Source organism: Streptomyces sp. NPDC046122 (genome assembly GCF_056429965.1).
The window spans coordinates 467,078-489,677 of sequence record NZ_JBWKLQ010000001.1; the positions used below are offsets into that span (position 1 = coordinate 467,078).

Consider the following 22,600-nt stretch of genomic DNA (forward strand, 5'->3'; position numbering starts at 1 on the left):
GTGCGGCCATGACGACTGAATCCGCCGCGTACGAACTCGCCCAGGTCAACATCTCGCGCCTGAAGTTTCCGCTGGACTCACCGGAGTTGAAGGACTTCGTCGATGCCCTGGAGCCGGTCAACGCGGTGGCCGACCGTGCCGACGGATTCGTCTGGCGGCTGCAGAGCGAGGCGGGCGACGCGACGGACGTGCGGATCTTCGGGGACGACTGGCTCATCGTGAACCTGACGGTGTGGCGCGACACCGACGCCCTGACCGCCTTCATGTACCAGGGGCGGCACCGGGAGCTGCTCAGCCGGCGCCACGAGTGGTTCGCGCGCGTCAAGGAGGCGATGACGGCCCTGTGGTGGGTGGAGGCGGGCTGCCGCCCGACCGTGCAGGACGCCGAGAAGGCGCTCCTGCTGCTGCGCGAGCAGGGCCCGACGCCGGAGGCCTTCACGCTGCGTACGACGTTCCCGGCCCCCGGCGCGGAGTGATCAGCCGATCCTGCTCATGGCTTCCCGCCGGACCTCGACGGTGATCTCGGCGATCTTCCCGAGGTCCACCGACTCGGGGTCCTGCCGGGAGATCTCGGGGGTGACGACGGCCACGGAGGCGCCCGTGTTGCCGTCGGCCCAGGCACACATCGGCAGGGTGACGTCGCTGCCGTTCTGCGCCGCGGTCAGGACCTGGCAGCTCAGCGTGACGGGAGAGCCCTTCGGCTCGATCTCCCTGGCCGGGACGGCCAGCGTCGCCCCCTGACCGTCCTCCGCGCCTTCGAGCATCTTCTTGCGCGCCGCGTCCGGTTCCTTGAACTGGCCGTACATGCCGGAGACGACCAGCACGCTCAGCTCGGTCGCGGACCCGGAGGTGTACTGCCCGACGACCGGTTTCGGATTGCGGACCTTCGCGTCGTACGTCCCCTCCAGGGCCTGCTTGCCCCGGGTCTGCGACATGTCCTGGGCCAGCTTGTACTCACCGTCGAGCAGGGTCTTGGGCACGGTGAGCCGGTACTCCGCCGCGGGGAAGCCGGCCCCGGTGGCCACGGACCCGGCTTCGGACACCCGCTGGACGAGGAAGCCGGCGCCGCCGAGCGCGACCAGCGAGACGGCGACGATGCCGATCACCATCCCGGTGCGCTTCTTGCGCGGCGGGAGCGGCGCCGGCGGCTGCGTGAAGGGCGGCTGGCCCCAGCCGCCCTGCCCCGGCTGCTGCGGGAACTGCGGCTGCTGCGGCGGCTGTTGCGCGTACGGCTGCCCGCCGTACGGATGCGGGGGCTGCGGGGGCCCGTACGGACCGGGGGGCTGGGAGGGCGGCGGCATGGTCATGCCCGGAACGCTACGTCACGCCCGCACGCGCCCGCCGCACGCCGTCACCCGTTCAGGACGCCCCCGCCTCGATCGCCGCGTCGATCTCGGCGACCCGCGCCGCGTCCTCCGCCTCGAAGCGCCGCTTGTCGAGTGCTTCCGCCAGCTCCTCGTCCTGGGTCATGAGGAGGTCCAGGTTGGAGTCGCCCATCTCGAAGACGCCCATGTCGAGGTACGCCTTCTGCAGGCGCGGCCCCCACAGGCCGATGTCCTTGACGCACGGCACGATGCGGCTGAACAGGAGCTTGCGGAAGAGGTGCAGGAACTCGGACTGCTCCGAGAAGTCCTGGGCCTCCTGGTGCGGGATGCCGAAGTTCTCCAGCACCTCGACGCCGCGCAGCCGGTCGCGCATCAGGTAGCAGCCCTCGATGACGAACTCCTCGCGCTCCCGCAGCTCAGCGTCGGACAGCTGCCCGTAGTAGTCGCGCAGCGCCATCCGCCCGAAGGCCACGTGCCGGGCCTCGTCCTGCATGACGTACGCGAGGATCTGCTGGGGCAGCGGCTTGTCGGTGGTGTCGCGGATCATGCCGAACGCGGCCAGGGCGAGGCCCTCGATCAGGACCTGCATGCCGAGGTACGGCATGTCCCAGCGGGAGTCGCGCAGGGTGTCGCCCAGCAGGCTCTGGAGGCTGTCGTTGACCGGGTAGAGCATCCCGATCTTCTCGTGCAGGAAGCGGCTGTAGATCTCCGCGTGCCGGGCCTCGTCCATGGTCTGGGTCGCCGAGTACAGCTTCGCGTCGAGGTCGGGGACGGACTCGACTATCCGGGCCGCGCACACCATCGCGCCCTGCTCGCCGTGCAGGAACTGGCTGAACTGCCAGGAGGAGTAGTGCCGGCGCAGCTCGCCCTTGTCCTTCTCGGTCATCTTCGCCCAGTGGCGGGTGCCGTAGAGGCTGAGCGCCTCGTCCGGGGTGCCGAGCGGGTCGTACGGGTCGACCTCGATGCCCCAGTCGATGCGGGTCGCGCCGTCCCACTGCTTGTCCTTGCCCTTCTGGTACAGCGCGAGGAGGCGGGCGCGCCCTTCGTCGTACTCCCAGTTGAAGCGCGCCGCCCCGGAGGCAGGCACCTGCCACTGGAGGTCCGGCGGGGCCGTGGTGTAGAGCTCGTGCGTCGACACTGACGCCTCCCGGTCGCATATCCCTTGAGACAATGGACAGTTGGCAGAGTCACACGTTGGTAGACGGCGGGTCAACAAGTCGTGCGCAAGGGATTGACTGCCTTGCTGACAAGCAGTCTCATAAGACGTGTCCGCCGGGCCGCGGCCGTCCCGGGACGACCCCGTACCCCCGAACACCACTCGTGAGGTGCCCCCCGCCATGACGACAGTGACCGAACGCGACGTACTCAGGGACGCACTCGGCCTCCTCAAGGACCGTGAGCAGGTCGCCGAGCGCCTCCTGGAGTCGTCCGCCAAGCACTCCTTCGACCCCGAGACGGAACTCGACTGGGCCGCGCCGATCGAAGAGGGCAAGTGGTTCTGGCCGCCCGAGCTCGTATCGCTCTACGACACCCCGCTCTGGCGGAAGATGTCCGAGGAGCAGCGCATGGACCTCGCCCGGCACGAGGCCGCGTCGCTCGCGTCGCTCGGCATCTGGTTCGAGATCATCCTGATGCAGCTGCTGGTCAGGCACATCTACGACAAGTCCGTGACCAGCAATCACGTGCGGTACGCGCTCACCGAGATCGCGGACGAGTGCCGCCACTCCATGATGTTCGCCAAGATGATCCAGAAGGGCGGCGCCCCCTCGTACCCGGTGCCGCGCCTCTACCACAACCTGGCGCGCGTCCTGAAGACCGTCTCGACGACGCCGGGGTCCTTCGCGGCGACGCTGCTCGGCGAGGAGATCCTCGACTGGATGCAGCGGCTGACCTTCCCGGACGAGCGCGTGCAGACCCTCGTGCGCGGGGTGACCCGCATCCACGTGGTCGAGGAGGCGCGCCACGTCCGGTACGCCCGGGAGGAGCTGCGCCGCCAGATGGTGACCGCCCCCGCCTGGGAGCGCGAACTGACCAGGCTCAGCTGCGGCGAGGCGGCGCGCGTCTTCTCGACCTGCTTCGTCAACCCCCAGGTGTACGAGAACGTCGGTCTCGACCGCCGCGAGGCCGTCGCCCAGGTCAAGGCGAGCGGGCACCGCGCGGAGGTCATGCAGAACGGCGCGAAGCGGCTCACCGACTTCTTCGACGACATCGGCGTGCTCCAGGGCGTCGGCCGCAGGCTCTGGAAGAGCTCGGGACTCCTCGCGTAAACGGTCAAACGCGGGGTTACGCTGCCGACATGACCCCGGCAGCGACCACCCCCGCGTACCGCAGGCTCAGCGTCGAGGAGCGCCGCGCCCAGCTCCTCGGCGCCGCCCTGTCCCTCTTCGCGCACCGGGCGCCCGAGGACGTCTCGCTGGACGACGTGGCGGAGGCGGCCGGGGTGTCACGACCGCTCGTGTACCGCTACTTCCCGGGCGGCAAGCAGCAGTTGTACGAAGCCGCGCTCGGCTCCGCCGCCGACGAGCTGAAGCTGTGCTTCGCCGAACCGCAGACGGGGCCGCTCACCCGGCGGCTCACCCGCGCACTGGACCGCTATCTCGCGTTCGTCGACGAGCACGACGCCGGGTTCAGCGCGCTGCTCCAGGGCGGCAGCGTCGCCGAGACCTCCCGCACGACGGCCACCGTCGACGGCGTGCGGCGGGCCGCGGCCGAGCAGATCCTGACGCACCTGGGCGTCGCGGGAACGGCCGGGCCCCGGCTGCGGATGATGGTGCGCACCTGGATCTCGGCCGTCGAGGCGGCTTCCCTGATCTGGCTGGACGAGGGCAAGCAGCCGCCGGCCGGCGAGCTGCGGGACTGGCTGGTCGACCACTTCGTCGCGCTGCTGACCGCCACCGCGGCGACGGACCCGCAGACGGCGGCCCTGACGCGGGCGGCGCTGGCGACGGAGACGGCGGACGGCCCGGCCGGGGTGCTGGCCCGGCGGGTGCTCCCGGTGATCGCGGAGGCGGCGCACCTGCTGTGAGCGCCCGCCCTGCGAGACTGGCCGGGTGAGAAGCGAGAACACCCCCTTCGTGGGCGGCCCCCTGGACGGGCGGGTGCTGCCGGTCCTCGTCGGACCGACCGGACACCCTCCGAAGTGGTACGAGGTGCCCGTGCCGGACGACGACGGCGGCCCGCCGACCGTGCACGCGTACCTGCGCGTGCCCGCCGGGTACAGCAAGCGGCTGGGGCTCCAGCGCGGCTGGAAGTACGCGTACGCGCCGGGCGGGCGGGAGCGTCGACGCCCCAGGTGGCCCTGGTCGAAACCGGACAGCACCCCATAAGATCGGCGGTTGTGCCGAACGTGGCCGCTGTGACCGGAGGAGTGGCCACGGCCCGGCGACCACGGTGACCACAGGGGGTGCGCCTTGGAGGCGCTGCGTCAGGACGATCCACGCCGCATCGGGCCCTACGCCCCGCTGTCGCGCCTGCGGGAGACGGCGAGCGCCGTGCAGTACCTGGCGCTCGGCTCCGACGGCACGACGGCCGTGGTCGCGGTGGCCCGGCCGGAGCTGGCCGGCCTGCCCGCGTTCCGCCGCCGCTTCCAGGCCGAGGCGCTGACGGCCGAACGGCTGGCCGGCGGCTGGGTGCAGGCCCCGCTCGCGTCGCGCGCCGACGCGCCGGAGAACGGCGACGGCCCCGGCCTGTGGACCGCGACGGCCTATGTGCCGGCGCTGACCCTCGCCGAGGCGGTCGCCCTGGCCGGCCCGCTGCCGGAGCGGACCGTACGCATCCTGGGCGCGGCGCTCGCCGAGACCCTGTCCCGGGTGCACGCCACCGGCGCCGTACTCCACGGCCTCGCCGCCGACACCGTGCTGCTGGCCGCCGACGGGCCGCGCCTGACGGCTTTCGGCGCGCTGGGCGCGGCGGCCGCCGCAGAGGCGGGCCCCGGCGGGCAGTTGTCCGTACGCCTCGGCTACCTCACCCCGGAGCAGCTGACGGGCCGGGAGCCCGGACCCGCGTCGGACATCTTCGTCCTCGGCCTGCTCCTGGCGTACGCCGCGACCGGTGCGACCCCGTGGGCGGGTGGCCCGCAGGACGCGGCCGCCGACCGCATCGCGCACGCGGAGCCCGAACTCGCCGCCGTACCGGCGCCGTTGCGCGACCTCGTGGCGCGGTGCCTGGCCAAGTCCCCGGCGGACCGCCCGTCCCCCGGCGTCCTGGCCGCCGAACTGGCGCTGGAGGGCGCGGCGGCGCTGGCCCGCCCCGGCTGGCTCCCGGAGCCCCTGGTGGCGGCGCTGGCGGACCAGGCGGCCCGGGCGGGGGAGCGGGAAACGGGTCCGCGGGACGGGGCGGTCACGGCGGCGGTGAGCCCGGCTCCCCTGCCCGCCCCTTCCGGGCGCCGTGACTCCGCCCCCGCCGCCGGTCCGGGCGCGGCGGACGGGCCGCTTCTGCCCTCCGGGCCGGCAGCGGACGGCGCCCGGGGAGCCACCGCCGGCCGGGCGGCTGCCCCACCGCGCCCGGCATTCGCCACCACACCCGCGAACGGCGGCCACCTGCCGGTCAGCGGGGGCGAGCGGGTCCGCCCGGCACCCGAGGGCACGCCCGCGGGGCGTCCGGAAGGCCGGGCGGCGGCCCCCGCACCCGCCGGAGCCGCGCACGCCGCGGCCGGGGAGGTGCGGGGCGGGGAAGGCTCCGCAGGACCCGCCGGCGCGGCGGACGTCGAGGGCGGGCTGACCCGGCGGCTCGTGCCGCGGCGCCGTACCGAGGAACCGAACGGGAACCTGAGCGACGTGACCCGGCGGCTCGTGGCCCCGCGCGGTGCGGGGGGCGGTACGGACCTCCGCCGCGGGGAGCCCGGCGCCACACCGCCCCCCGCACCGGCGCTGGGCGCCGGAGGCGCGGGACCGCTCGCCCCCGCGCCGTCCCTGTCGCACCCCGCCGCCGCGCTCGCCCTGCCACCGGCGACCGCCGCGCCCGCCCGGCCCGCGCCGCAGCCGCCCGCACCGCCGGCACCCGCCGGGCCCGGCCACCGCGCCGGCGACCGGCTCGGCGCCGCCCTCAGCAGGCGCGGCCTGCTCACCGGGATCGCGGCCGGCGCGGCGGGGCTGCTGGTCGGCGGCGGCGGCGTACTCGCCCTGACCGGCGGCGAGGAAGAGGCGCCCGCGCCCCGGGCGAAGGCCCCCGAGCCCGCCGCCCGCCGCAAGCCGCTGCCGGGCGTCGGACCCGACCCGCTCTGGCACTACCAGCACCCGGTCGCGCTCGCGGCCGGCGGCCCGCCCGCCCGGCTCTGGCGCGACCAGGTGCTCCTGATCCCCGGCGAGGAGCTGACCACCGCGCTGGACGTCCGTACCGGCCGCCGCCTCTGGGAGCAGAAGGCGGCCGGCACGACGTACGGCCCCGAGGCCGCCGACGGCGACCACTGCCTCGTCGTCACCGCCACCGAGTTCGTCTGGCTGTCCGCGAAGGACGGCCGGGTGAAGCACCGCGAGCCGGTGGCACCCCTCCTGACGAAGGGCCAGAAGGACGCCCGGGCCACCCTGGGCGGCCGGGTCGCCGCCGAGGGCTCCGTCGTCTGGTTCTCGGCGCGGGTCGAGACCCTGGGCGGCAGGAAGAACAAGGTGACGCGCACCCGGACCTACCTGCTCGCGTACGACATGGCCGCACGCCGGGAACTGTGGCGCACCGAGATGCCGAACGGCCGCCCCGGCCCCGTCCCCCGCTACGAAGCGGTGGGCCTGCGCCCCGGCAGCCTGCTCGTCCGTCAGGACACCGGCTCCCTCACCGGGGACCAGCGGAAGAAGGCGAAGGGCAAGTCGGCGTTCGTCCTCGTCGACCGCAGGACCGGCAAGACGCTGTGGCGCAAGTCCTTCCCCGGGGTACGCCCCGACGCGGGCGCCACCGACGACCCTGCGGGCCGGCTCTACGCGGCGGTCGACGGCGGCCTCCAGGCGTACGACACCCGCAACGGCAAGAAGCTCTGGACGGTGAAGGACGCCTCGGGGCCGGCCGGCGACGCGCCGTTCGGCTTCGGACCCGGCGTCATGGGCGGCACCACGCTGTACGTCCCCAGCGGCGACAACGAGGTGTACGCCGTCGACACGGCGACCGGCGACCGGCGGTGGCGGCGCGCTACGGAGTACCCGGGCCGGGCCGTCCCCCGGCTTTCCCTCAGCGGCAGCGGCCGTACCGTCCTCGCCCTCAACGACACCCAGGCCACGGCCGTCGACGCGCGCGACGGCCGCCGCCTGTGGAAGTTCCAGGACTCCGGCCCGACGGCGCCGGGCGCGGAGGACGTCCGGGCGGCGTACCGGGCCCAGGTGTCCGGCGACCGGGCGGTGCTGTGGCGCGGCCGCACCTTCTACGCGCTGCCTCTCGACTGAGGCCGCACCGCGCAGGGTTGTACGGATGCGCGTCTCGATTGCATCCCTCTGCCGTTGCGCGGGTGTCACGATCACGCGCGCGGGCCTAATTCGTTGATCAACCGGGCCGCGCAGGCCGTAGATTCACCGGTCAGCAAGACATTCCGCGTGTCACCGGACGGGTGAACCCACGCGGGGGGATGCCGTTCGCCCAACCAGAGGAATGCCGTTTCATGCGCCGCACCACTGTCCGCCGTACCGCCGTCGCCGCCTCCGCCCTCTCGCTGGCCCTGCTCGTCAGCGCCTGTGGCGGCTCCGAGAAGTCCACCGATGCCGCTTCCGAGGGCAAGGGCAAGGAGAGCGCCGCCGCCGAGACCTCCGCGAAGGTCCTGTCGCAGGCCGAGCTGGACAAGCTCGTGCTGGCCGACGGCGACGTGAAGAACCACAAGGTCATCAAGCCGCTGAAGGCGGACGTCGCCGCGGCGAAGATCGCCAAGGCCGACAAGGCCGAGTGCACGCCGCTGGTCGACGCCACGTCGATGCGGGCCATGGGTTCGCCCGCCGCGACCACGATGCGCCGGGTCTCCGCCATGCCGGCGAAGCCCGCCGAGGACGCCTCCCCCGAGGAGAAGCTGAAGGCCGGCCTGGACGCCATCGGCGGCGCCGTCGTCATCGCGGACACCCTCGGCTCCTACGAGGGCAAGAGCGCCCAGGAGGTCCTCGCCGGGCTGCGCGACGCCGGCAAGGCGTGCGCCGGCGGCTTCACCACCCTCGCCGGTGCCGACAAGATCAAGTATTCGAAGGTCACCCCGGCCTCCTACACCGCCGGTGACGAGGCGGTCGCCTTCACCCTGTCGACCGACCTGGGCGGCCAGGCCGGCACGGCCCAGCTGGTGACGGTCCGCAAGGGCAACACGCTCGCCTCCTTCTTCGCGCAGAGCCTCGCGGGCAAGGCCGAGCAGCCGAAGGAAGCGATCGACGCGCAGCTGGCCAAGCTCGGCTGACCCTCGCTCCACCGCTCGGCCCCGCGGCCCCCGCCCCCTTCCCGGGGCGGGGGCCGCGCCGTGTCCGCTGCCGTCCCGGGGGCACCGGGCAGCCACGCCGGTCGCCTCCCGCATTGCCCCTCGACGAGTGACGGCGTTGGACCAACCCGACCAGTCGTGCGCTCACCGCCGCGACACGGCCGCACATCATCACCTAGGGGCCGGACCGCCCGGCCGCGAACCGGAGGTGATGACGTGTCAGGCAGACTCTCCCAGTCCGTCTGTACGGTGGCTCTGGCCGCCGCCGCAGTGCTCACCGCACTGCCGGCCCCGGCCAGCGGGGCGGCGCCGGGCGCCCCCGTCCCCCGGCCCCCCTCCCCGCCCCTGCCCGCGCCCGCCCCGCACGCCCGCCCGGAGGCGACCGTTTCGGAGCTGCTGATCCGGCTGCGGACGCTGTACCAGCGGGCCGAGGAGGCCAGTGAGGCGTACAAGGCGACGCAGGAGTCCGTCAAGAAGCAGCTGGGCGAGGTCAGGAAGGTGACGGCGGGCCTGTCCGAGGCCCGGATCGCGCTGGCCGAGAACCGGGGCGCGGCGGGCCGGCTGGCGCGTGCGCAGTACCAGGGGCGGACCGGCCTCTCGCCGTACCTGCGGCTGCTGCTGGCGAAGGACCCGGAGCACGCACTGACACAGGGTCACGTACTCCAGCGGGCCGCCGACGACCGGGCGGCGGTGATCGCGCGGCTGGAGAGCGGCGAGCGGCGGGCGGACGCGCTGGCGACCAGGCAGCGGTCGGCGCTCGACAAGCGGCAGACGCTGGCGCGGAAGCAGAAGAAGCAGCGCGACGCGGTGCGGGCGCGGCTGGGAGAGGTCCAGGCGCTGCTGGCGTCGCTCACCGAGGAGCAGCTCGCCGGCCTGGCGCGGCTGGAGGAACGCAGGACCGGCGCGGCGCAGCGCGGCCTGCTCGCCTCCGGGGCGCTCGGCAGCCCCGGCTCGGCCGCGACGCGGGCGCCGTCGCGGCAGGGCGGGCGGGCGCTGGAGTACGCGGTGCGGCAGATCGGGAAGCCGTACGTGTGGGGTGCGGAGGGGCCCGGCTCCTTCGACTGCTCGGGGCTCACGTCGCAGGCGTGGGCGCACGCGGGGCGGGAGATCCCCCGGACGAGCCAGGAGCAGTGGCGGCAGTTGCCGAAGGTGCCGTTGCGTCAGCTGCGCCCCGGCGACCTGGTGATCTACTTCCCCCGGGCCACGCACGTGGCGATCTACCTGGGCAACGGCCTGGTGGTCCAGGCGCCGCGGCCCGGGGCCCGCGTCAAGGTCTCCCCCATCGCGGCGAACCCCCTGCTCGGGGCGGTCCGCCCCGACCCCCGGCTGAAGCCGATGGCCTCCTACACCCCGCCGAGGCTGCCGCCCGGTGCGGCGACGGGTTCGGACCGGGGCTACGAGGAGGAGTCGGCTCCGGGGGCCTAGCCCCCGGAGCGGCGACGGGCGAGGACCGGGGGTACGCGTCGCAGTCCGCTCCCGGGCCTGGGAGCGTGCCCCGGGACGCCGACGGGCCGCCCGGCACGGCGCGTCGCACACGGCGCGCCACCGCGGCCCTCCGGCGTCCGTGCAGCGGTGCTCCACGGCCGGCCGTACGTCACGTGCGAACCGCACGCGTCACGTACGGCCCGCCGTAACGTCACGCCTGCGCCGAAGCCGCGGCCTCCGCCAGGTAGGCGTTCGTCTTCTCGGGGTCGTAGAAGAAGTTCTCGAAGTCGGACGGGTCGTTGAAGCCGTTGGCGAAGCGGTCGGCCACCGGCTGGAGGCCGCCCGCGGCGCCGATCAGGTTCAGGACGTGCTCCGGCGGGACGCCCAGCATGGCGTTGGTCCACTTGGTGACGTGCTGCGCGGTGTCCCAGTACCGGTCGAAGGTCGACTGCATCCACGCCTCGTCGAACGGCTGGTCACCCCGCGCCGTGATCGACGAGAGGTACGAGGCGGCGCACTTCGAGGCCGAGTTGGAGCCCTGGCCGGTGATCGGGTCGTTCGCGACGACCACGTCGGCGACGCCCAGTACGAGCCCGCCCGACGGCAGCCGCCCGATGGGGTTGCGCACGGTCGGGGCGTACCGGCCCGCCAGTGTGGCGTTCGCGTCGGTCAGCTCGACGTTCGTCGCCCGCGCGTACTCCCACGGCAGGAACTTCTCCATCAGTTCCAGCGTGAGGGACAGATGCTCGGCGGGGTCCTTGACGCCCTTGAACGCGTCGACCGGGCCGCCCGGGACGCCCTCCCAGAAGAGGATGTCCGCACGGCCGGAGGTGGTGAGGGTCGGCATGACGAACAGCTCGCCGACACCCGGCACCAGGTTGCAGCGGACCGCTTCGAACTCCGGGTGCTCGGGGCGCGGGCCGAGCCCGTGGACGTACGCCACGGCGAGGGCGCGCTGCGGGGCGTCGTACGGCGAACGGGACGCGTCGCGGCCGAACATCGAGACCAGCTCGCCCTTGCCCGCCGACACCATGACCAGGTCGTACGTACGGGAGAAGTAGTCCAGGTCGGAGACAGCCGCGCCGTGGATGACGAGCTGTCCGCCGCGCTGCGCGAACGTCTCCATCCAGCCGGACATCTTCACGCGCTGGTCGACGGACTGGGCGTAGCCGTCGAGCCTGCCGACCCAGTCGACGGCCCGGGAGGAGTCCGGTGCCGCCACGGAGACGCCCAAGCCCTCGATCTTCGGCGCCTGCGACTCCCAGAAGTTGATCTGCAGGTCGCGCTCGTGCTGGAGGGCGGTGTGGAACATGCACTGCGTCGACATGACCCGGCCCGACCGGATCTCGTCCGCCGTGCGGTTGGACATCAGGGTGACCTCGTACCCGCGGGTCTGGAGTCCGAGGGCGAGCTGGAGACCGGACTGGCCGGCCCCGACTATGAGTATCTTCCGCATGACGGGGTCTCTCCGTTGAGTAGCTGTTCGGGGTACGCGCTATTCGGGCGCGGTGGTGAGCGCGTGGCCGACGAGGGCCAGCAGCGACTCGATCACCGTGATCCGCTTGCGCGCGTCCATGATCACAACCGGTACGTGCGCCGGCACGGTCAGGGCTTCCCTGACGTCCTCCGCCTCGTACGCCGCCGTTCCCTCGAAGTGGTTCACGGCGACGACGTACGGCAGTCCGCAGCTCTCGAAGTAGTCGAGAGCGGGGAAGCAGTCGGAGAGCCGGCGCGTGTCGGCCATGACGACCGCGCCGATCGCGCCGCGCACCAGGTCGTCCCACATGAACCAGAACCGCTGCTGGCCGGGCGTTCCGAAGACGTACAGCACGAGGTCGTCGTCGAGCGTGACGCGGCCGAAGTCCATCGCGACGGTCGTGGTCGTCTTCTCCGGCGTCGCGGAGAGATCGTCGGTCTCCTCGCTCGCGGTGGTCATCACGGCCTCCGTCTTGAGCGGCGTGATCTCGGAGACGGAGCCCACGAACGTGGTCTTGCCGACGCCGAAGCCGCCCGCGACCACGATCTTGGCGGCCGTGGGGGCCCGGGTGCGGTCGGTCTGCCAGTCCCGGGCTCCTTCGTCCGCCTGCGGCGGGAGGGACGGCTCGGGCTGGAGAGACGGCTGGGGCTGGACCGGGACCGACGCCGTGTGCACGGTGGCGCGGGCGGTGAAGGTCTCGGTCTCAGAGACGACGGAGTCCACTGAGCACCCTTTCGAGCAGTGCGCGGTTCGGCTGGCCGGGCGCGTGCCCGGTCCCGTACACACGGATCTTTCCCTGGTCGGCCAGGTCGCTGAGCAGCACCCGGACCACGCCCAGCGGCATCTTGAGCAGTGCGGAGATCTCGGCGACCGTACGCATGCGGCGGCACAGTTCCACGATGGCCCGCATCTCGGGCATGACGCGCGTCTGGAGGCCGCCGTTGGTCAGCTCGCGCCGCTCCTCGGGCGCCTCGATCGCCGCGACGAACGTCTCGACGAGCAGGACGTGCGTGAAGCGGGTACGGCCGCCGGTGAGCGAGTACGGGCGTACGCGGGCGGGCCTGCGGCCGTCGCCCCTTACCGGGAGTTTGGCGGGGGTGGGCGGCGTCACAGGGCGCTCTCCAACGATTTGCGCAGCTCGCTGCGGAGTTCGGGGGTGAGGACGTGGCCGGCGCGGCCGACGAACAGCGCCATGTGATACGCCACGACGCTCATGTCGCAGTCCGGCGAGCCGTGCACGCCGAGCAGCGACCCGTCGCTGATCGCCATGACGAAGACGCTGCCGGACTCCATCGCGATCATCGTCTGCTTGACTCCGCCGCCGTCCATCAGCTTCGCCGCGCCCTGGGTGAGGCTGGCGAGTCCCGAGACGATGGTCGCCAGGTCGGCGCTCGAACCCTTCGGACCGTCCTGGCGGACGGCGGACGCCGCTGGTCCGGCGTTCCGCTCCGGGTCGGAGGAAAGGAGCAGCAGCCCGTCCGACGACACGACCGCCACCGAGAGGAGTCCCGGTACCTCGTCGACGAGGTTGCTCAACAGCCAATGGAGATTGCGGGCTTCGCTACTCAGCCCGAACGTGCTGGACGCAGTCAACTGCGTGCCTCCTCAACTGTGTCCCCCTTGGTTTCTGTCTCATTGCCGCTGTCGGTCTCCGTACGCTCCCCCTGCGCCGAGATCTCCGCCTCCACGTCGCGGCGGCCCTTGACCGTCCCCTGGTGGAAGCCGCCGAGCCTGCGCCGCAGTGCCTCCGCGTCGACGCTGCCGGTGCGCTCCCCCGGTTCCGACGGCCCGGACTTGACGACCTTCGGGGTGCGCTTGGGCAGCCCCTTGTCGGTGACCGGTTCGACCTTCGTCCTGGTGGGAGCGGTGGGCTCGGTGGTGTCGCCGGCGTCCGCCTCCGGGGCCGCGTCCATCTCGTCGCGGGGCGCGGCGGACTGCTGGGGCAGCCGCATGGTCCAGGTCGGTTCGTCGACCGGCGCCCCGGTGCCCGCGTCGCCGTCGGCGGCGCGCTCGTGTGCGTCGGGGCCGATGGCGTAGGGGTCGGTGGCGGGCCGCACAGCGGCCTCGGGCTCGTCGCGCACCGGCTCGGCCTCCGGGGCGGCGTCGTCCCGCCGCGGCCCGGGCTCGTCCGACGGCCGGGACTCCGCGGAGCGCTCCGGCTGCTCCGGCAGGTCCGGCAGGTCCGGGTCCTCCGTCCGCTCCGTCTGCTCCGCGTCCTCCTGGATCGTCCGCTCGGCCGCCTCCACCAGCGGGTCCTTCGCGGCCCGGCCCAGCGGGCCCTCCAGTACGGAACGCCCCGGCAGGGTGTTGGAGTTGGCCTCCGCCACCGACCCGGGCAGATTCAGCGTCGGCGCGTCCCCCGCCACCGGTACGGCGGGCGGCGCGGCGGTCGGCGGCGCGGGCGGCAGCAGCGCGTCGGGCAGGACCACGACGGCGGCGACGCCGCCCTGCTTCTGCTCGCGCAGCGTGACGCGGACGCCGTGCCGGGCCGCCAGCAGCGCGGCCACGTGCAGGCCGATGCCTCCGTCGATGCCGTCGCCCGGCTCGTACGGGGCGGGGTCGGCCAGTCGCGCGTTCAGCTCCGTGAGCCGGTCGGACGGAACGCCGATGCCCTCGTCCTGGACGGAGAGCATGACCTCGCCGCTCTCCAGCAGCCAGCCGGAGAGCTCGACCTTGGCGTCCGGCGGGGAGAACGAGGTGGCGTTCTCCAGCAGTTCCGCCAGGAGGTGGCTGAGGTCGTTGGCGGCGAAGCCCGCGACCTGCGCGCGCGGCGGGACGGACTGGATGGCCACCCGCTCGTACCGCTCGATCTCGCTGACGGCCGCGCGCAGCACGTCGACGAGCGGCACCGGGTTCTGCTGCCCCTGCCCGTGCTCCGTACCGGCGAGGACCAGCAGGTTCTCGCCGTGGCGGCGCATGACGGTGGCCATGTGGTCGAGCTTGAAGAGGGTGGCGAGGCGCTCCGGGTCCTGCTCGCGCTCCTCCAGGCTCTCGATGACGCCCAGCTGGCGCTCGACGACGCCCAGGGTGCGCAGCGAGAGGTTGACGAAGGTGGAGTGGACGGTGTGGCGCATCCGCTCCAGCTGCGCGGTGGTCTCGGCGACCTGCTCCTGGAGCTCGGCGCGCTGGGTGGCGAGGGTCTCGCGCTGGCCGATGAGGTGCGTACGGTCGCCGGCAAGCTTCTCCGCGCGGGCGCCGACGTCGGCGAGCCGGGAGTGCAGGGTGTTGAGGGACCGTACGACCTGGGCGAACTCGTCGTTGCGTCCGGTGAAACGGACCGGCTCGACCGGCTCGGACCCGGGCTCCGGTTCGGCGGCCAGCCGGGCGGCGCCGAGGCGCAGCACGGCGAGCGGCCGGGTGAGCGTACGGGCGACGGCGGTGCTGACGCCGACGGCCACCAGCAGGCAGGCGCCGGCCAGGGCGATCCGGATCTCCAGGGCGGTGACGTCGTCGTCGCGGAGCTGGGAGAGCCGGTTGACCTGCGCGGAACCGAGGGAGGACTCGACGCCGCGCATGAGGTCGATACGGGCCGACAGGGCGGCCTCGGCCTTCGCGCGGTCCGTGCCGAGCTCGTCGTCGGAGAGCTGGGGCTGGTCGGTGAGGCGCGTGAGGAACTGCTCGGCGTTCTTGACCTCGGGGCCCGTGACGGTGGTTTTCAGGGACTCGCGGGCGCTGTGCCCCGCGACCTGGTCGAAGTCGGCGAGGGCGGCCAGTTCGCGTACGCGCGACTGCTGGGCGGCGGCGGTCAGCGCGTTGCGGGTGCGGACGCTCTCGGAGTCCGGGTCCTCCTCGGCGGGCACCAGGAGCCCGGTGACGGGGTCGACGCGGTTGCCGGTGTTCTCGCGCGGCACGGACAGCGCGGCGAGCAGCAGGCCGCGGGTGGCGGCGGCCTGGTCGACGGCGTGGCCGAGCGAGGCGGGCGCGCGGGTGGCCTCGGCGGCGCGCGGGGGCGTCTTGTCGGCCAGCTCCTCGGCGAGGTCCTGGAGCTTCCCGATCACCTCGGTGTACGCCTTGTGGGCCTCCAGCGCGGTGCCCTTGCCGGTCAGGGCCTCGCGGCGGATGCCGGGGATCCCGGCCAGGTCGCGGCGCAGCCCGGTGGGGGCCGCCGGCTCGATCTCGTCCATCTGACGGTCGACGCGGGCGGTCCGGCTCTCCGAGGGCCCCTTGCCCTTGCCGCCGTCGCGGCCGGCCGCGATGTACGCGGTGACGTCGTCGCGTTCGTCGGCGAGGGAGTGGGCGAGGGTGACCGCCTGCCGGTTCAGCTCGGCGAGGGTGACCAGACGCTGCGACTCGGAGAGTTCGGAGGAGGCGCTGAGGATGGCAGGGGTACCGGCGGCGAGGACGGTGACTCCGACGAGGGCGACGCCGGCGACCAGCCGGCTGCGTACCCGTACGGTGCGTTCGGTCCGCTCGCCGTTGCCGCTGTCGCCCCGAGTCCGCTTCTTCTGCACCGGTGCTCGCATTCTTGCTTGACTCGTCTGCTCACATGACCGAGGTGACGACTGGTCACACAGGAACGCCCCACCCCAGTTGCAGAACTCGAATGACTTCAGACCATTCCAGTGCTTTTGGGAAGAAGGCACGCAGCACGCGCTCCGCCACCTGAACGAGTGAACATCAATCGGGAGTTGGCGAACAACTCCCGGCACGGTTCGTCTCACGGGCGCGCGGAGTGCCGGTTGGAACTTCCGCCCGGCCTTTGGCAGGATGCGCCCCCGCAGCTTCGCGGAGCAACCCATTCCACCCATAAACCCGCGCCTCACCTGCTGGTGCGGGCCAATTGACGCCCATGGCACGGCCTTCGGGGGGGTCCCCGGGGCCTCGGGCAGACTGGGCCGCATGCGCTTCGAACTGGCCACGGCCCCCGGAGACCCCGAACGCCCCAACGAGGACTGGGCGTCTGTCGCCCTGCCTGCCGACGGACAGGGCGGGGCGCTCGTCCTGCTGGACGGTGTGACGCCGCCGGGGAGCGAGTACGGGTGCGTTCACGCGGTCCCCTGGTTCACCGCCCGACTCGGTGGAGCGTTGCTCGAATTGTCCGCTTCGCGCCGGGATTTGACACTGTCGGAGGTCCTGGCGGAGGCGATTCGCCGGACGGCCGACGCCCACCGCGACACCTGTGACCTTTCTCACGTCCGCACGCCCCAGGCGACGGTGGTCCTGGCGCGCTGGGGTGCGGAGGAGATCGAACACCTGGTGCTGTCGGACTCGGCGCTGCTGCTGGAGGCCCCGGACGGCACCGTGCGCGCGGTCCTCGACGACCGCCTCGACCGGGTCCCGCCGGAGATCCTCGCCTCCCTCGCGGCGACCGACGCCCTGCGCAACGCCGAGGGCGGCTTCTTCACGGCGGCCGCCGACCCCGCGGCGGCCGACCTGGCAGTGACGGGGGTGAGCCCGCGGGCGGAGGTGCGGGCGCTGGCTGCACTCAGCGACGGGGCGTCGCGGTGGGTGGACATGTTCGGCGAGGGGGACTGGGGGCAGTGCGTGGGCGTACTGCGCAAGGAGGGGGCGCAGGGCCTGATCGACCGCGTCCGGGCGCTGGAGCGGGGCCGGTCGGCCACGCCGCTGGTACGCCGGTGGAAGCAGCACGACGACGCGGCGGTGATCTACGCGGAACTGTGACGGCGGCCCGCGCGCACCCCACGCCCCACCCGGCGCACCCGCGCGTCAGGGCGCTGGGGGGGTGCCGCCCTTCAGCGCCGCTCCCTCTCCGGACCCCGCGCACGCCTCACCCCTCCGCCCGTGCGTTCAGCTGGTGCAGCAGCCGTGCGAGCTCCGCCACCTCCGCCCGGTCCCAGCCCGCCAGCTTCCGCACGTAACGGGCCCGCCGCGCGTCCCGGACCCGCCGGAAGCGGGCCCTGCCCTCCTCCGTGAGGGCCACCAGCGAGGCGCGCCCGTCCGCCGGGTCGGGTTCCCGCGTGACCAGGCCGAGCTCCTCCAGGGCGCGCAGCTGCCGGCTCATCGTCGCCTTGCCCACGCCGAACCACGCCGCCAGGTCCGTGGCCCGCTGCCGGTCCGCCTCGTCGAGCCGTACGAGCAGGCCGTACGCCGCCGGCTCCAGCTCCGGGTGGACCTCGCGCGCCATGTCGCCGGAGGAAGCCCGGGCCCTACGCAGAAAGACGGCCAATTCGCGTTCCAGCGCGAGGAATTCGGGGTCCCCGCCGCTTCCCCGCACCGCGCGCCCGTCATCCGCTTTTCCGCTTCCGTGCACGTCAGCCATAGCGCGCTTTCCTCACCCCGAAGTCTTCTTTCACCGGCGTCCATTGCCGCAGCTCCGCCAGTATTTCGCAGGAGTAGACCAACGGCGGCACCCGGATCCCTTCCGGCGCCCCGTCTCCCCGAGCGGCTTCAGCGGCTTCAGCGGCTTCAGGGATCAGGCACCCGGCGCCACTCCCGCACCGACCCCCGGCCGGAAGCCGCGAGGGGGATCAGGACGCCGGGCGAGCTCCCGGCCGGCTGGGGCGTACGGACCAGGTGTCCGTACACGTCCAGTGCCCACGACATGTTCGTTCAACGAGGCCCTCGACCGCGCACAGGCCCCTGAGGCCGACCCCCGCCCTCGACCGCGTACAGGCCCTGGCTACGGCTGCCCGCGCTCCCGGCGGTCGGACCGGCGCGCGCGTCGGCCTCAGGCCACGGCCCCGGCCCCGGCTCCGTCACCCTCCTCGCCCCCGGGCAGCCGCGCGACCGCGGCGACCACCGCCAGCAGGGACGCGTCCCCGGCGAGCGGGTGCGTCGTCGCGGTGGCGATGAAACCGGCGTCGCTCAGATGCGTGAGCAGCAGGCCCTTCTCCCGGGCGATCTGCTCGGGGTCGGGCGGGGCGTAGCAGAGCACCAGGCTCCCCGCCGGACGGAGCAGCCGGGCCACGGCGTCCAGCTCCCGCGCGGCCGGTCCGGTCCAGAAGACGTTGACGTCGACCGCCAGGACCTTGTCGAAGCGGCCGAGCATGTCGGTGTCGGCGTCCGCCAGGGCCGTGTGCAGGAACGAGGCCCGGCCCGCCGACACGGCTTCGGCGTTGCGCTCGCCGGCGGCCGTGACCGCCACGTCGGAGCGGTCGAGGCCCACGTACTCGCCGTCCGGCAGCTTCTCCAGGATCAGCCCCGCCGCGATACCGCGCCCGCAGCCGATCTCCAGCACACGGTCGTCCGGGCGTACGTCGAGAAGGCCGACGGCCACCGTGAGCCGCTCCGGTACGCGCATGCCGCCACCTCGCCGTCGCTGTCGCCCCCGGCTGTCGCCCTCCCCCGCTGTTCGCGTCCTACCTCCGTTGTATCCGATTACCTCCCCTTTCGCGCGGAAGGAGACCGTCGCCGCCCCCCGAGGAGAGCCCTCTCAGGCGCGGAAGGGGACCATTTCCCGCCCTCCCCGGGGAGCGCGCAGGCCCCCCGCGCCCTCTGTCGAGAGGGCCGGGGGGCCTGCAACGGCCGGGCCACCGGCTGCGTCCGTCACGCCGCCGCCGGCACCCGTACCTCTGCCGGGGACAGGGCGATCTCCAGGACCTGGCGGACGTCCGTCACCGGGTGGATCTCCAGCTTGTCGAGGATCTCGGCCGGGACGTCGTCCAGGTCGGCCTCGTTGCGCTTCGGGATCACGACCGTCGTCGTACCCGCCCGGTGCGCCGCCAGCAGCTTCTGCTTCAGGCCGCCGATCGGCAGAACGCGCCCGGTCAGGGACACCTCGCCCGTCATCGCCACGTCCGGACGGACCAGCCGCCCGGACAGCAGCGACGCGAGAGCCGTCGTCATGGTGATGCCCGCGCTCGGACCGTCCTTCGGCACCGCGCCGGCCGGGAAGTGGATGTGCACACCCCGGTCCTTCAGGTCACCGACCGGAAGCTCCAGCTCCGCGCCGTGCGAGCGGAGGAACGAGAGCGCGATCTGCGCGGACTCCTTCATGACGTCGCCGAGCTGACCCGTCAGGGTGAGCCCCGCGCCGCCCGTCTCCTCGTCCGCGAGCGACGCCTCGACGAAGAGCACGTCACCACCCGCACCCGTGACCGCGAGACCCGTGGCCACGCCCGGAACCGCCGTGCGGCGCTCCGACGGGTCCTGGGCGGACTCGGGCACGTGGTGGGGCCGGCCGATCAGGGCGCGGAGGTCACCGTCCGTGACCATGAAGGGCAGCTCCTGCTCGCCGAGCTCGTGCTTGGCCGCCACCTTGCGCAGGAGGCGCGACACCGAGCGCTCCAGGTTCCGTACGCCCGCCTCACGGGTGTACTCCCCCGCCAGCTTCCGCAGCGCGGACTCGTCCAGCGTCACCTCGCCCGGCTCCAGACCCGAACGCTCCAGCTGGCGCGGCAGCAGGTGGTCGCGGGCGATGACGACCTTCTCGTCCTCCGTGTAGCCGTCGAGCCTGACCAGCTCCATGCGGTCGAGCAGCGCCTCGGGAATGGCCTCCAGGACGTTGGCGGTCGCGAGGAACACCACATCCGACAAGTCGAGCTCGACTTCCAGGTAGTGGTCACGGAACGTGTGGTTCTGGGCGGGGTCGAGCACTTCGAGCAGCGCTGCCGCCGGGTCGCCCCGGAAGTCGGACCCCACCTTGTCGATCTCGTCGAGGAGGACGACCGGGTTCATGGAACCCGCCTCCTTGATGGCGCGCACGATCCGTCCCGGAAGGGCCCCCACGTACGTACGGCGGTGTCCGCGGATCTCCGCCTCGTCCCGTACGCCGCCGAGCGCGACCCGCACGAACTTGCGTCCCATGGCGTGCGCGACCGACTCGCCCAGCGACGTCTTGCCGACGCCGGGCGGCCCGACCAGGGCCAGCACCGCGCCGCCCCGACGCCCGCCGACCACACCGAGGCCGCGCTCGGCCCGGCGCTTGCGCACCGCGAGGTACTCGGTGATGCGCTCCTTCACGTCCTCCAGACCGGCGTGCTCGGCGTCCAGAACCGCCTTGGCGCCCCGGATGTCGTACTGGTCCTCGGTCCGCTCGGTCCAGGGGAGTTCCAGGACGGTGTCCAGCCAGGTCCGGATCCACGATCCCTCGGGCGACTGGTCGGAGGAACGCTCCAGCTTGTCGACCTCCTTGAGGGCGGCCTCACGGACCTTCTCGGGCAGGTCGGCGGTCTCGACGCGGGCCCGGTAGTCGTCGGACTCGTCCTCGCCCTCCTTGCCGTTGATCTCGCGCAGTTCCTTGCGCACGGCGTCGAGCTGACGGCGCAGCAGGAACTCCCGCTGCTGCTTGTCGACGCCTTCCTGCACGTCCTTTGCGATGGACTCGGCGACGTCCTGCTCGGCGAGGTGCTCGCTCAGCCACTTCACGGCGAGCCGCAGGCGGACCACCGGGTCGGCGGTCTCCAGCAGCTCGACCTTCTGGGCGGTGGTGAGGAATGGCGAGTAACCGGAGTTGTCGGCGAGGGCGGACACGCCGTCGATCTGCTGGACGCGGTCGACGACCTGCCAGGCGCCGCGCTTCTTCAGCCAGCTGGTGGCGAGCGCCTTGTACTCCTTCACCAGCTCGGTGACGGCTCCGGGAAGCGGGTCGGGCACCGTCTCGTCGACACCCGTGCCCTCCACCCAGAGCGCGGCGCCGGGCCCGGTGGTCCCGGCGCCGATCTGGACGCGGCTGCGGCCGCGGATCAGGGCGCCGGGGTCGCCGTCGGAGAGCCGCCCGACCTGCTCGACGGTGCCCAGGACGCCGGTCGCGGCGTACGTGCCGTCGATCCGCGGAACGAGAAGCACCTGCGGCTTGTTGCCACTGGAACGGGCAGCGGCCTGCGCGGCCTCCACCGCGGCGCGTACGTCCGTGTCGGACAGGTCCAGGGGCACCACCATTCCCGGCAGCACGACCTCGTCATCGAGCGGCAGCACGGGCAGGGTGAGCGGGTTGGACGACGATGCCATGATCTCCCCTTCGGCAGTGAACTTGAGCTATGCCGACTCAATGCTCCTGCGCGACCGAATGTTCCCGAGGGAGGAGCGCGTTCGCTGTGGGCGATCAACGCGCAGGGGTGCATGCCATCGCGGGGGTGGACGGCGGAGAACTCCAGTAATAGCCTCAGCGCATCAGCAGTCCTTACGAACCCATGGCCGTCACGAGCGTCCATCACCTAACTGCTATCTGCTATCTGCTATCCGCATGACAGGAGTCCGCATGACCGGCGCCCCCTTCGCTTCGACGCCCGATGCGATCCGCGCGTGGGTGGACGGCTGGGTCGTGTCGCGGGGAACCGCCGAACCGGTACCCCAGCCCTGGGGGCTGACCATCGACGTAGGACTTCCGCACCACTCCACCCGCCACGTCCTGACCGACGCCGACGAGGGGACTGTCCGCAAACTGGCCGAGGCGTACGCCGCACCGGGCGTCTGCCTCAAGATGTTCCTGCCGCCGGAGACCGTCGCGCCGTGGCTCGGCCCGGAGTGGGCGTCGGACGGCCCCGGCTGGCTGATGACGACAGCCCTGAGCCCGGCGGCCCGGCCGGCCGGATGCACCCCGCCGGACGGATATGCGCTCAGATCCTGGGAGCGGGGCGGCGTGACCCGCCTGCTGGTCGTCGCCCCCGACGGCGGGTTCGCGGCGCGCGGCCAGGTGGCGCCGACCGGCCGGACGGCCGTGGTCGACCAGGTGGAGACGGCCCCCGCGCACCGCCGGAAGGGACTGGGCGCACTGGTGATGCGGACGCTCCAGCGCGCGGCGTACCAACAGGGCGCGAGGGTCGGCATCCTGGGCGCGACACCGGAGGGACGCGGCCTGTACGAGTCGCTGAACTGGCAGGTGTACGCCCCGCTGGTGGGCGTAACCCACGCCACTGCGCGGAGGTAGGCCGAGGTAGGCCGAGGTGGAAAAACGGCCACTGGGGTGCGGAGGGCGGTCCCGGACCGCCGCCAGCGCCGGATCGAACTCCCCGTTGCTTCTGGGGGGTTTGGGCACAATCCGACGACCCGCCCCCAACTCGCCGGCCCGATCAGTCACATCCGCGTCGCTCCCGGTCACCACATGCGCGTTCCGACCGGCCAAGGCGGCCCCCACACCAGAAACAACCACCGCCACAGGCCCAACCG

At 73.1% G+C, this 22,600-nt stretch carries 19 protein-coding genes; 9 read left to right on the forward strand and 10 right to left on the reverse strand.

Annotated elements, in window-relative coordinates; translation table 11 throughout:
* Positions 1–8: 8 nt before the first annotated feature.
* Positions 9–476 (forward strand): DUF3291 domain-containing protein, encoded by a 468-nt coding sequence (locus AC07FK_RS02050; RefSeq protein WP_479101679.1) that lies wholly within the window; start codon positions 9–11, stop codon positions 474–476.
* On the opposite strand, the gene AC07FK_RS02055 is transcribed toward AC07FK_RS02050, so the two are convergent.
* The gene (locus AC07FK_RS02055) at positions 477–1,307 is read right to left on the reverse strand and encodes a hypothetical protein (RefSeq protein ID WP_479101680.1); all 831 of its coding nucleotides are present in this window, start codon (positions 1,305–1,307) and stop codon (positions 477–479) included.
* A gap of 52 nt (positions 1,308–1,359) precedes the next feature.
* Positions 1,360–2,463, reverse strand: a complete 1,104-nt coding sequence (locus AC07FK_RS02060) for a ferritin-like domain-containing protein (protein WP_479101681.1) — start codon at positions 2,461–2,463, stop codon at positions 1,360–1,362.
* Positions 2,464–2,662: 199 nt separating this feature from the next.
* Between AC07FK_RS02060 and AC07FK_RS02065 the strand changes: the two genes are divergently transcribed.
* From AC07FK_RS02065 to AC07FK_RS02090, 6 genes are all read left to right on the forward strand, one after another.
* The gene (locus tag AC07FK_RS02065) at positions 2,663–3,592 is read left to right on the forward strand and encodes an AurF N-oxygenase family protein (protein ID WP_479101682.1); all 930 of its coding nucleotides are present in this window, start codon (positions 2,663–2,665) and stop codon (positions 3,590–3,592) included.
* A 29-nt stretch (positions 3,593–3,621) separates the two neighbouring features.
* A complete protein-coding gene (locus AC07FK_RS02070; protein WP_479101684.1) occupies positions 3,622–4,350 on the forward strand; it encodes a TetR/AcrR family transcriptional regulator in 729 nt (242 codons plus the stop codon).
* 25 nt (positions 4,351–4,375) lie between these two features.
* Positions 4,376–4,651 carry a hypothetical protein gene (locus AC07FK_RS02075; protein ID WP_479101686.1) on the forward strand — a complete coding sequence of 92 codons (276 nt, stop codon included), beginning with the start codon at positions 4,376–4,378 and terminating at the stop codon, positions 4,649–4,651.
* A gap of 84 nt (positions 4,652–4,735) precedes the next feature.
* A complete protein-coding gene (locus AC07FK_RS02080; protein WP_479101687.1) occupies positions 4,736–7,690 on the forward strand; it encodes an outer membrane protein assembly factor BamB family protein in 2,955 nt (984 codons plus the stop codon).
* 212 nt (positions 7,691–7,902) lie between these two features.
* Positions 7,903–8,673 (forward strand): hypothetical protein, encoded by a 771-nt coding sequence (locus AC07FK_RS02085; protein ID WP_479101689.1) that lies wholly within the window; start codon positions 7,903–7,905, stop codon positions 8,671–8,673.
* A gap of 234 nt (positions 8,674–8,907) precedes the next feature.
* On the forward strand, positions 8,908–10,116 hold the full coding sequence (locus AC07FK_RS02090; RefSeq protein WP_479101690.1) for a C40 family peptidase: 1,209 nt from the start codon (positions 8,908–8,910) through the stop codon (positions 10,114–10,116).
* Positions 10,117–10,327: 211 nt separating this feature from the next.
* Here the strand turns inward: AC07FK_RS02090 and AC07FK_RS02095 are convergent, their stop codons facing one another.
* Genes AC07FK_RS02095 through AC07FK_RS02115 form a run of 5 tightly spaced genes read right to left on the reverse strand, consistent with a single transcriptional unit; the run spans position 10,328 to position 16,056 of the window.
* A complete protein-coding gene (locus AC07FK_RS02095) occupies positions 10,328–11,572 on the reverse strand; it encodes a styrene monooxygenase/indole monooxygenase family protein (protein WP_479101691.1) in 1,245 nt (414 codons plus the stop codon).
* 39 nt (positions 11,573–11,611) lie between these two features.
* Positions 11,612–12,316 carry a GTP-binding protein gene (locus AC07FK_RS02100; protein WP_479101692.1) on the reverse strand — a complete coding sequence of 235 codons (705 nt, stop codon included), beginning with the start codon at positions 12,314–12,316 and terminating at the stop codon, positions 11,612–11,614.
* Complete coding sequence (locus AC07FK_RS02105) at positions 12,297–12,704, reverse strand: DUF742 domain-containing protein (protein WP_138903712.1); 408 nt, start codon at positions 12,702–12,704, stop codon at positions 12,297–12,299. The genes AC07FK_RS02100 and AC07FK_RS02105 overlap by 20 nt, the downstream gene beginning before the upstream one ends.
* Positions 12,701–13,186 (reverse strand): roadblock/LC7 domain-containing protein, encoded by a 486-nt coding sequence (locus AC07FK_RS02110; protein ID WP_479101694.1) that lies wholly within the window; start codon positions 13,184–13,186, stop codon positions 12,701–12,703. Before AC07FK_RS02110 ends, AC07FK_RS02105 begins: the two co-directional genes overlap by 4 nt.
* On the reverse strand, positions 13,183–16,056 hold the full coding sequence (locus AC07FK_RS02115; RefSeq protein WP_479101696.1) for a sensor histidine kinase: 2,874 nt from the start codon (positions 16,054–16,056) through the stop codon (positions 13,183–13,185). The genes AC07FK_RS02110 and AC07FK_RS02115 overlap by 4 nt, the downstream gene beginning before the upstream one ends.
* A gap of 376 nt (positions 16,057–16,432) precedes the next feature.
* Between AC07FK_RS02115 and AC07FK_RS02120 the strand changes: the two genes are divergently transcribed.
* Complete coding sequence (locus AC07FK_RS02120) at positions 16,433–17,215, forward strand: protein phosphatase 2C domain-containing protein (protein WP_479101697.1); 783 nt, start codon at positions 16,433–16,435, stop codon at positions 17,213–17,215.
* A gap of 106 nt (positions 17,216–17,321) precedes the next feature.
* On the opposite strand, the gene AC07FK_RS02125 is transcribed toward AC07FK_RS02120, so the two are convergent.
* From AC07FK_RS02125 to lon, 3 genes are all read right to left on the reverse strand, one after another.
* Positions 17,322–17,813: a MarR family winged helix-turn-helix transcriptional regulator gene (locus tag AC07FK_RS02125; RefSeq protein WP_479101698.1), complete on the reverse strand. Its 492-nt coding sequence runs from the start codon at positions 17,811–17,813 to the stop codon at positions 17,322–17,324.
* Positions 17,814–18,221: 408 nt separating this feature from the next.
* On the reverse strand, positions 18,222–18,794 hold the full coding sequence (locus tag AC07FK_RS02130; protein WP_479101699.1) for an SAM-dependent methyltransferase: 573 nt from the start codon (positions 18,792–18,794) through the stop codon (positions 18,222–18,224).
* Positions 18,795–19,039: 245 nt separating this feature from the next.
* Positions 19,040–21,442, reverse strand: a complete 2,403-nt coding sequence (gene lon, locus AC07FK_RS02135; protein ID WP_479101700.1) for an endopeptidase La — start codon at positions 21,440–21,442, stop codon at positions 19,040–19,042.
* A 250-nt stretch (positions 21,443–21,692) separates the two neighbouring features.
* Here lon and AC07FK_RS02140 point away from each other — a divergent pair, with 250 nt between their 5' ends.
* Positions 21,693–22,361, forward strand: a complete 669-nt coding sequence (locus AC07FK_RS02140; RefSeq protein ID WP_479101702.1) for a GNAT family N-acetyltransferase — start codon at positions 21,693–21,695, stop codon at positions 22,359–22,361.
* Positions 22,362–22,600 lie beyond the last annotated feature (239 nt).

Coding starts and splice junctions, on each gene's coding strand:
- lon (WP_479101700.1), bottom strand. CDS start 21,442: ATGGCATCGTCGTCCAACCCGCTCACCCTGCCCGTGCTGCCGCTCGAT.
- AC07FK_RS02125 (WP_479101698.1), bottom strand. CDS start 17,813: ATGGCTGACGTGCACGGAAGCGGAAAAGCGGATGACGGGCGCGCGGTG.
- AC07FK_RS02065 (WP_479101682.1), top strand. CDS start 2,663: ATGACGACAGTGACCGAACGCGACGTACTCAGGGACGCACTCGGCCTC.
- AC07FK_RS02095 (WP_479101691.1), bottom strand. CDS start 11,572: ATGCGGAAGATACTCATAGTCGGGGCCGGCCAGTCCGGTCTCCAGCTC.
- AC07FK_RS02055 (WP_479101680.1), bottom strand. CDS start 1,307: ATGACCATGCCGCCGCCCTCCCAGCCCCCCGGTCCGTACGGGCCCCCG.
- AC07FK_RS02070 (WP_479101684.1), top strand. CDS start 3,622: ATGACCCCGGCAGCGACCACCCCCGCGTACCGCAGGCTCAGCGTCGAG.
- AC07FK_RS02085 (WP_479101689.1), top strand. CDS start 7,903: ATGCGCCGCACCACTGTCCGCCGTACCGCCGTCGCCGCCTCCGCCCTC.
- AC07FK_RS02120 (WP_479101697.1), top strand. CDS start 16,433: ATGCGCTTCGAACTGGCCACGGCCCCCGGAGACCCCGAACGCCCCAAC.
- AC07FK_RS02115 (WP_479101696.1), bottom strand. CDS start 16,056: ATGCGAGCACCGGTGCAGAAGAAGCGGACTCGGGGCGACAGCGGCAAC.
- AC07FK_RS02140 (WP_479101702.1), top strand. CDS start 21,693: ATGACCGGCGCCCCCTTCGCTTCGACGCCCGATGCGATCCGCGCGTGG.
- AC07FK_RS02130 (WP_479101699.1), bottom strand. CDS start 18,794: ATGCGCGTACCGGAGCGGCTCACGGTGGCCGTCGGCCTTCTCGACGTA.
- AC07FK_RS02050 (WP_479101679.1), top strand. CDS start 9: ATGACGACTGAATCCGCCGCGTACGAACTCGCCCAGGTCAACATCTCG.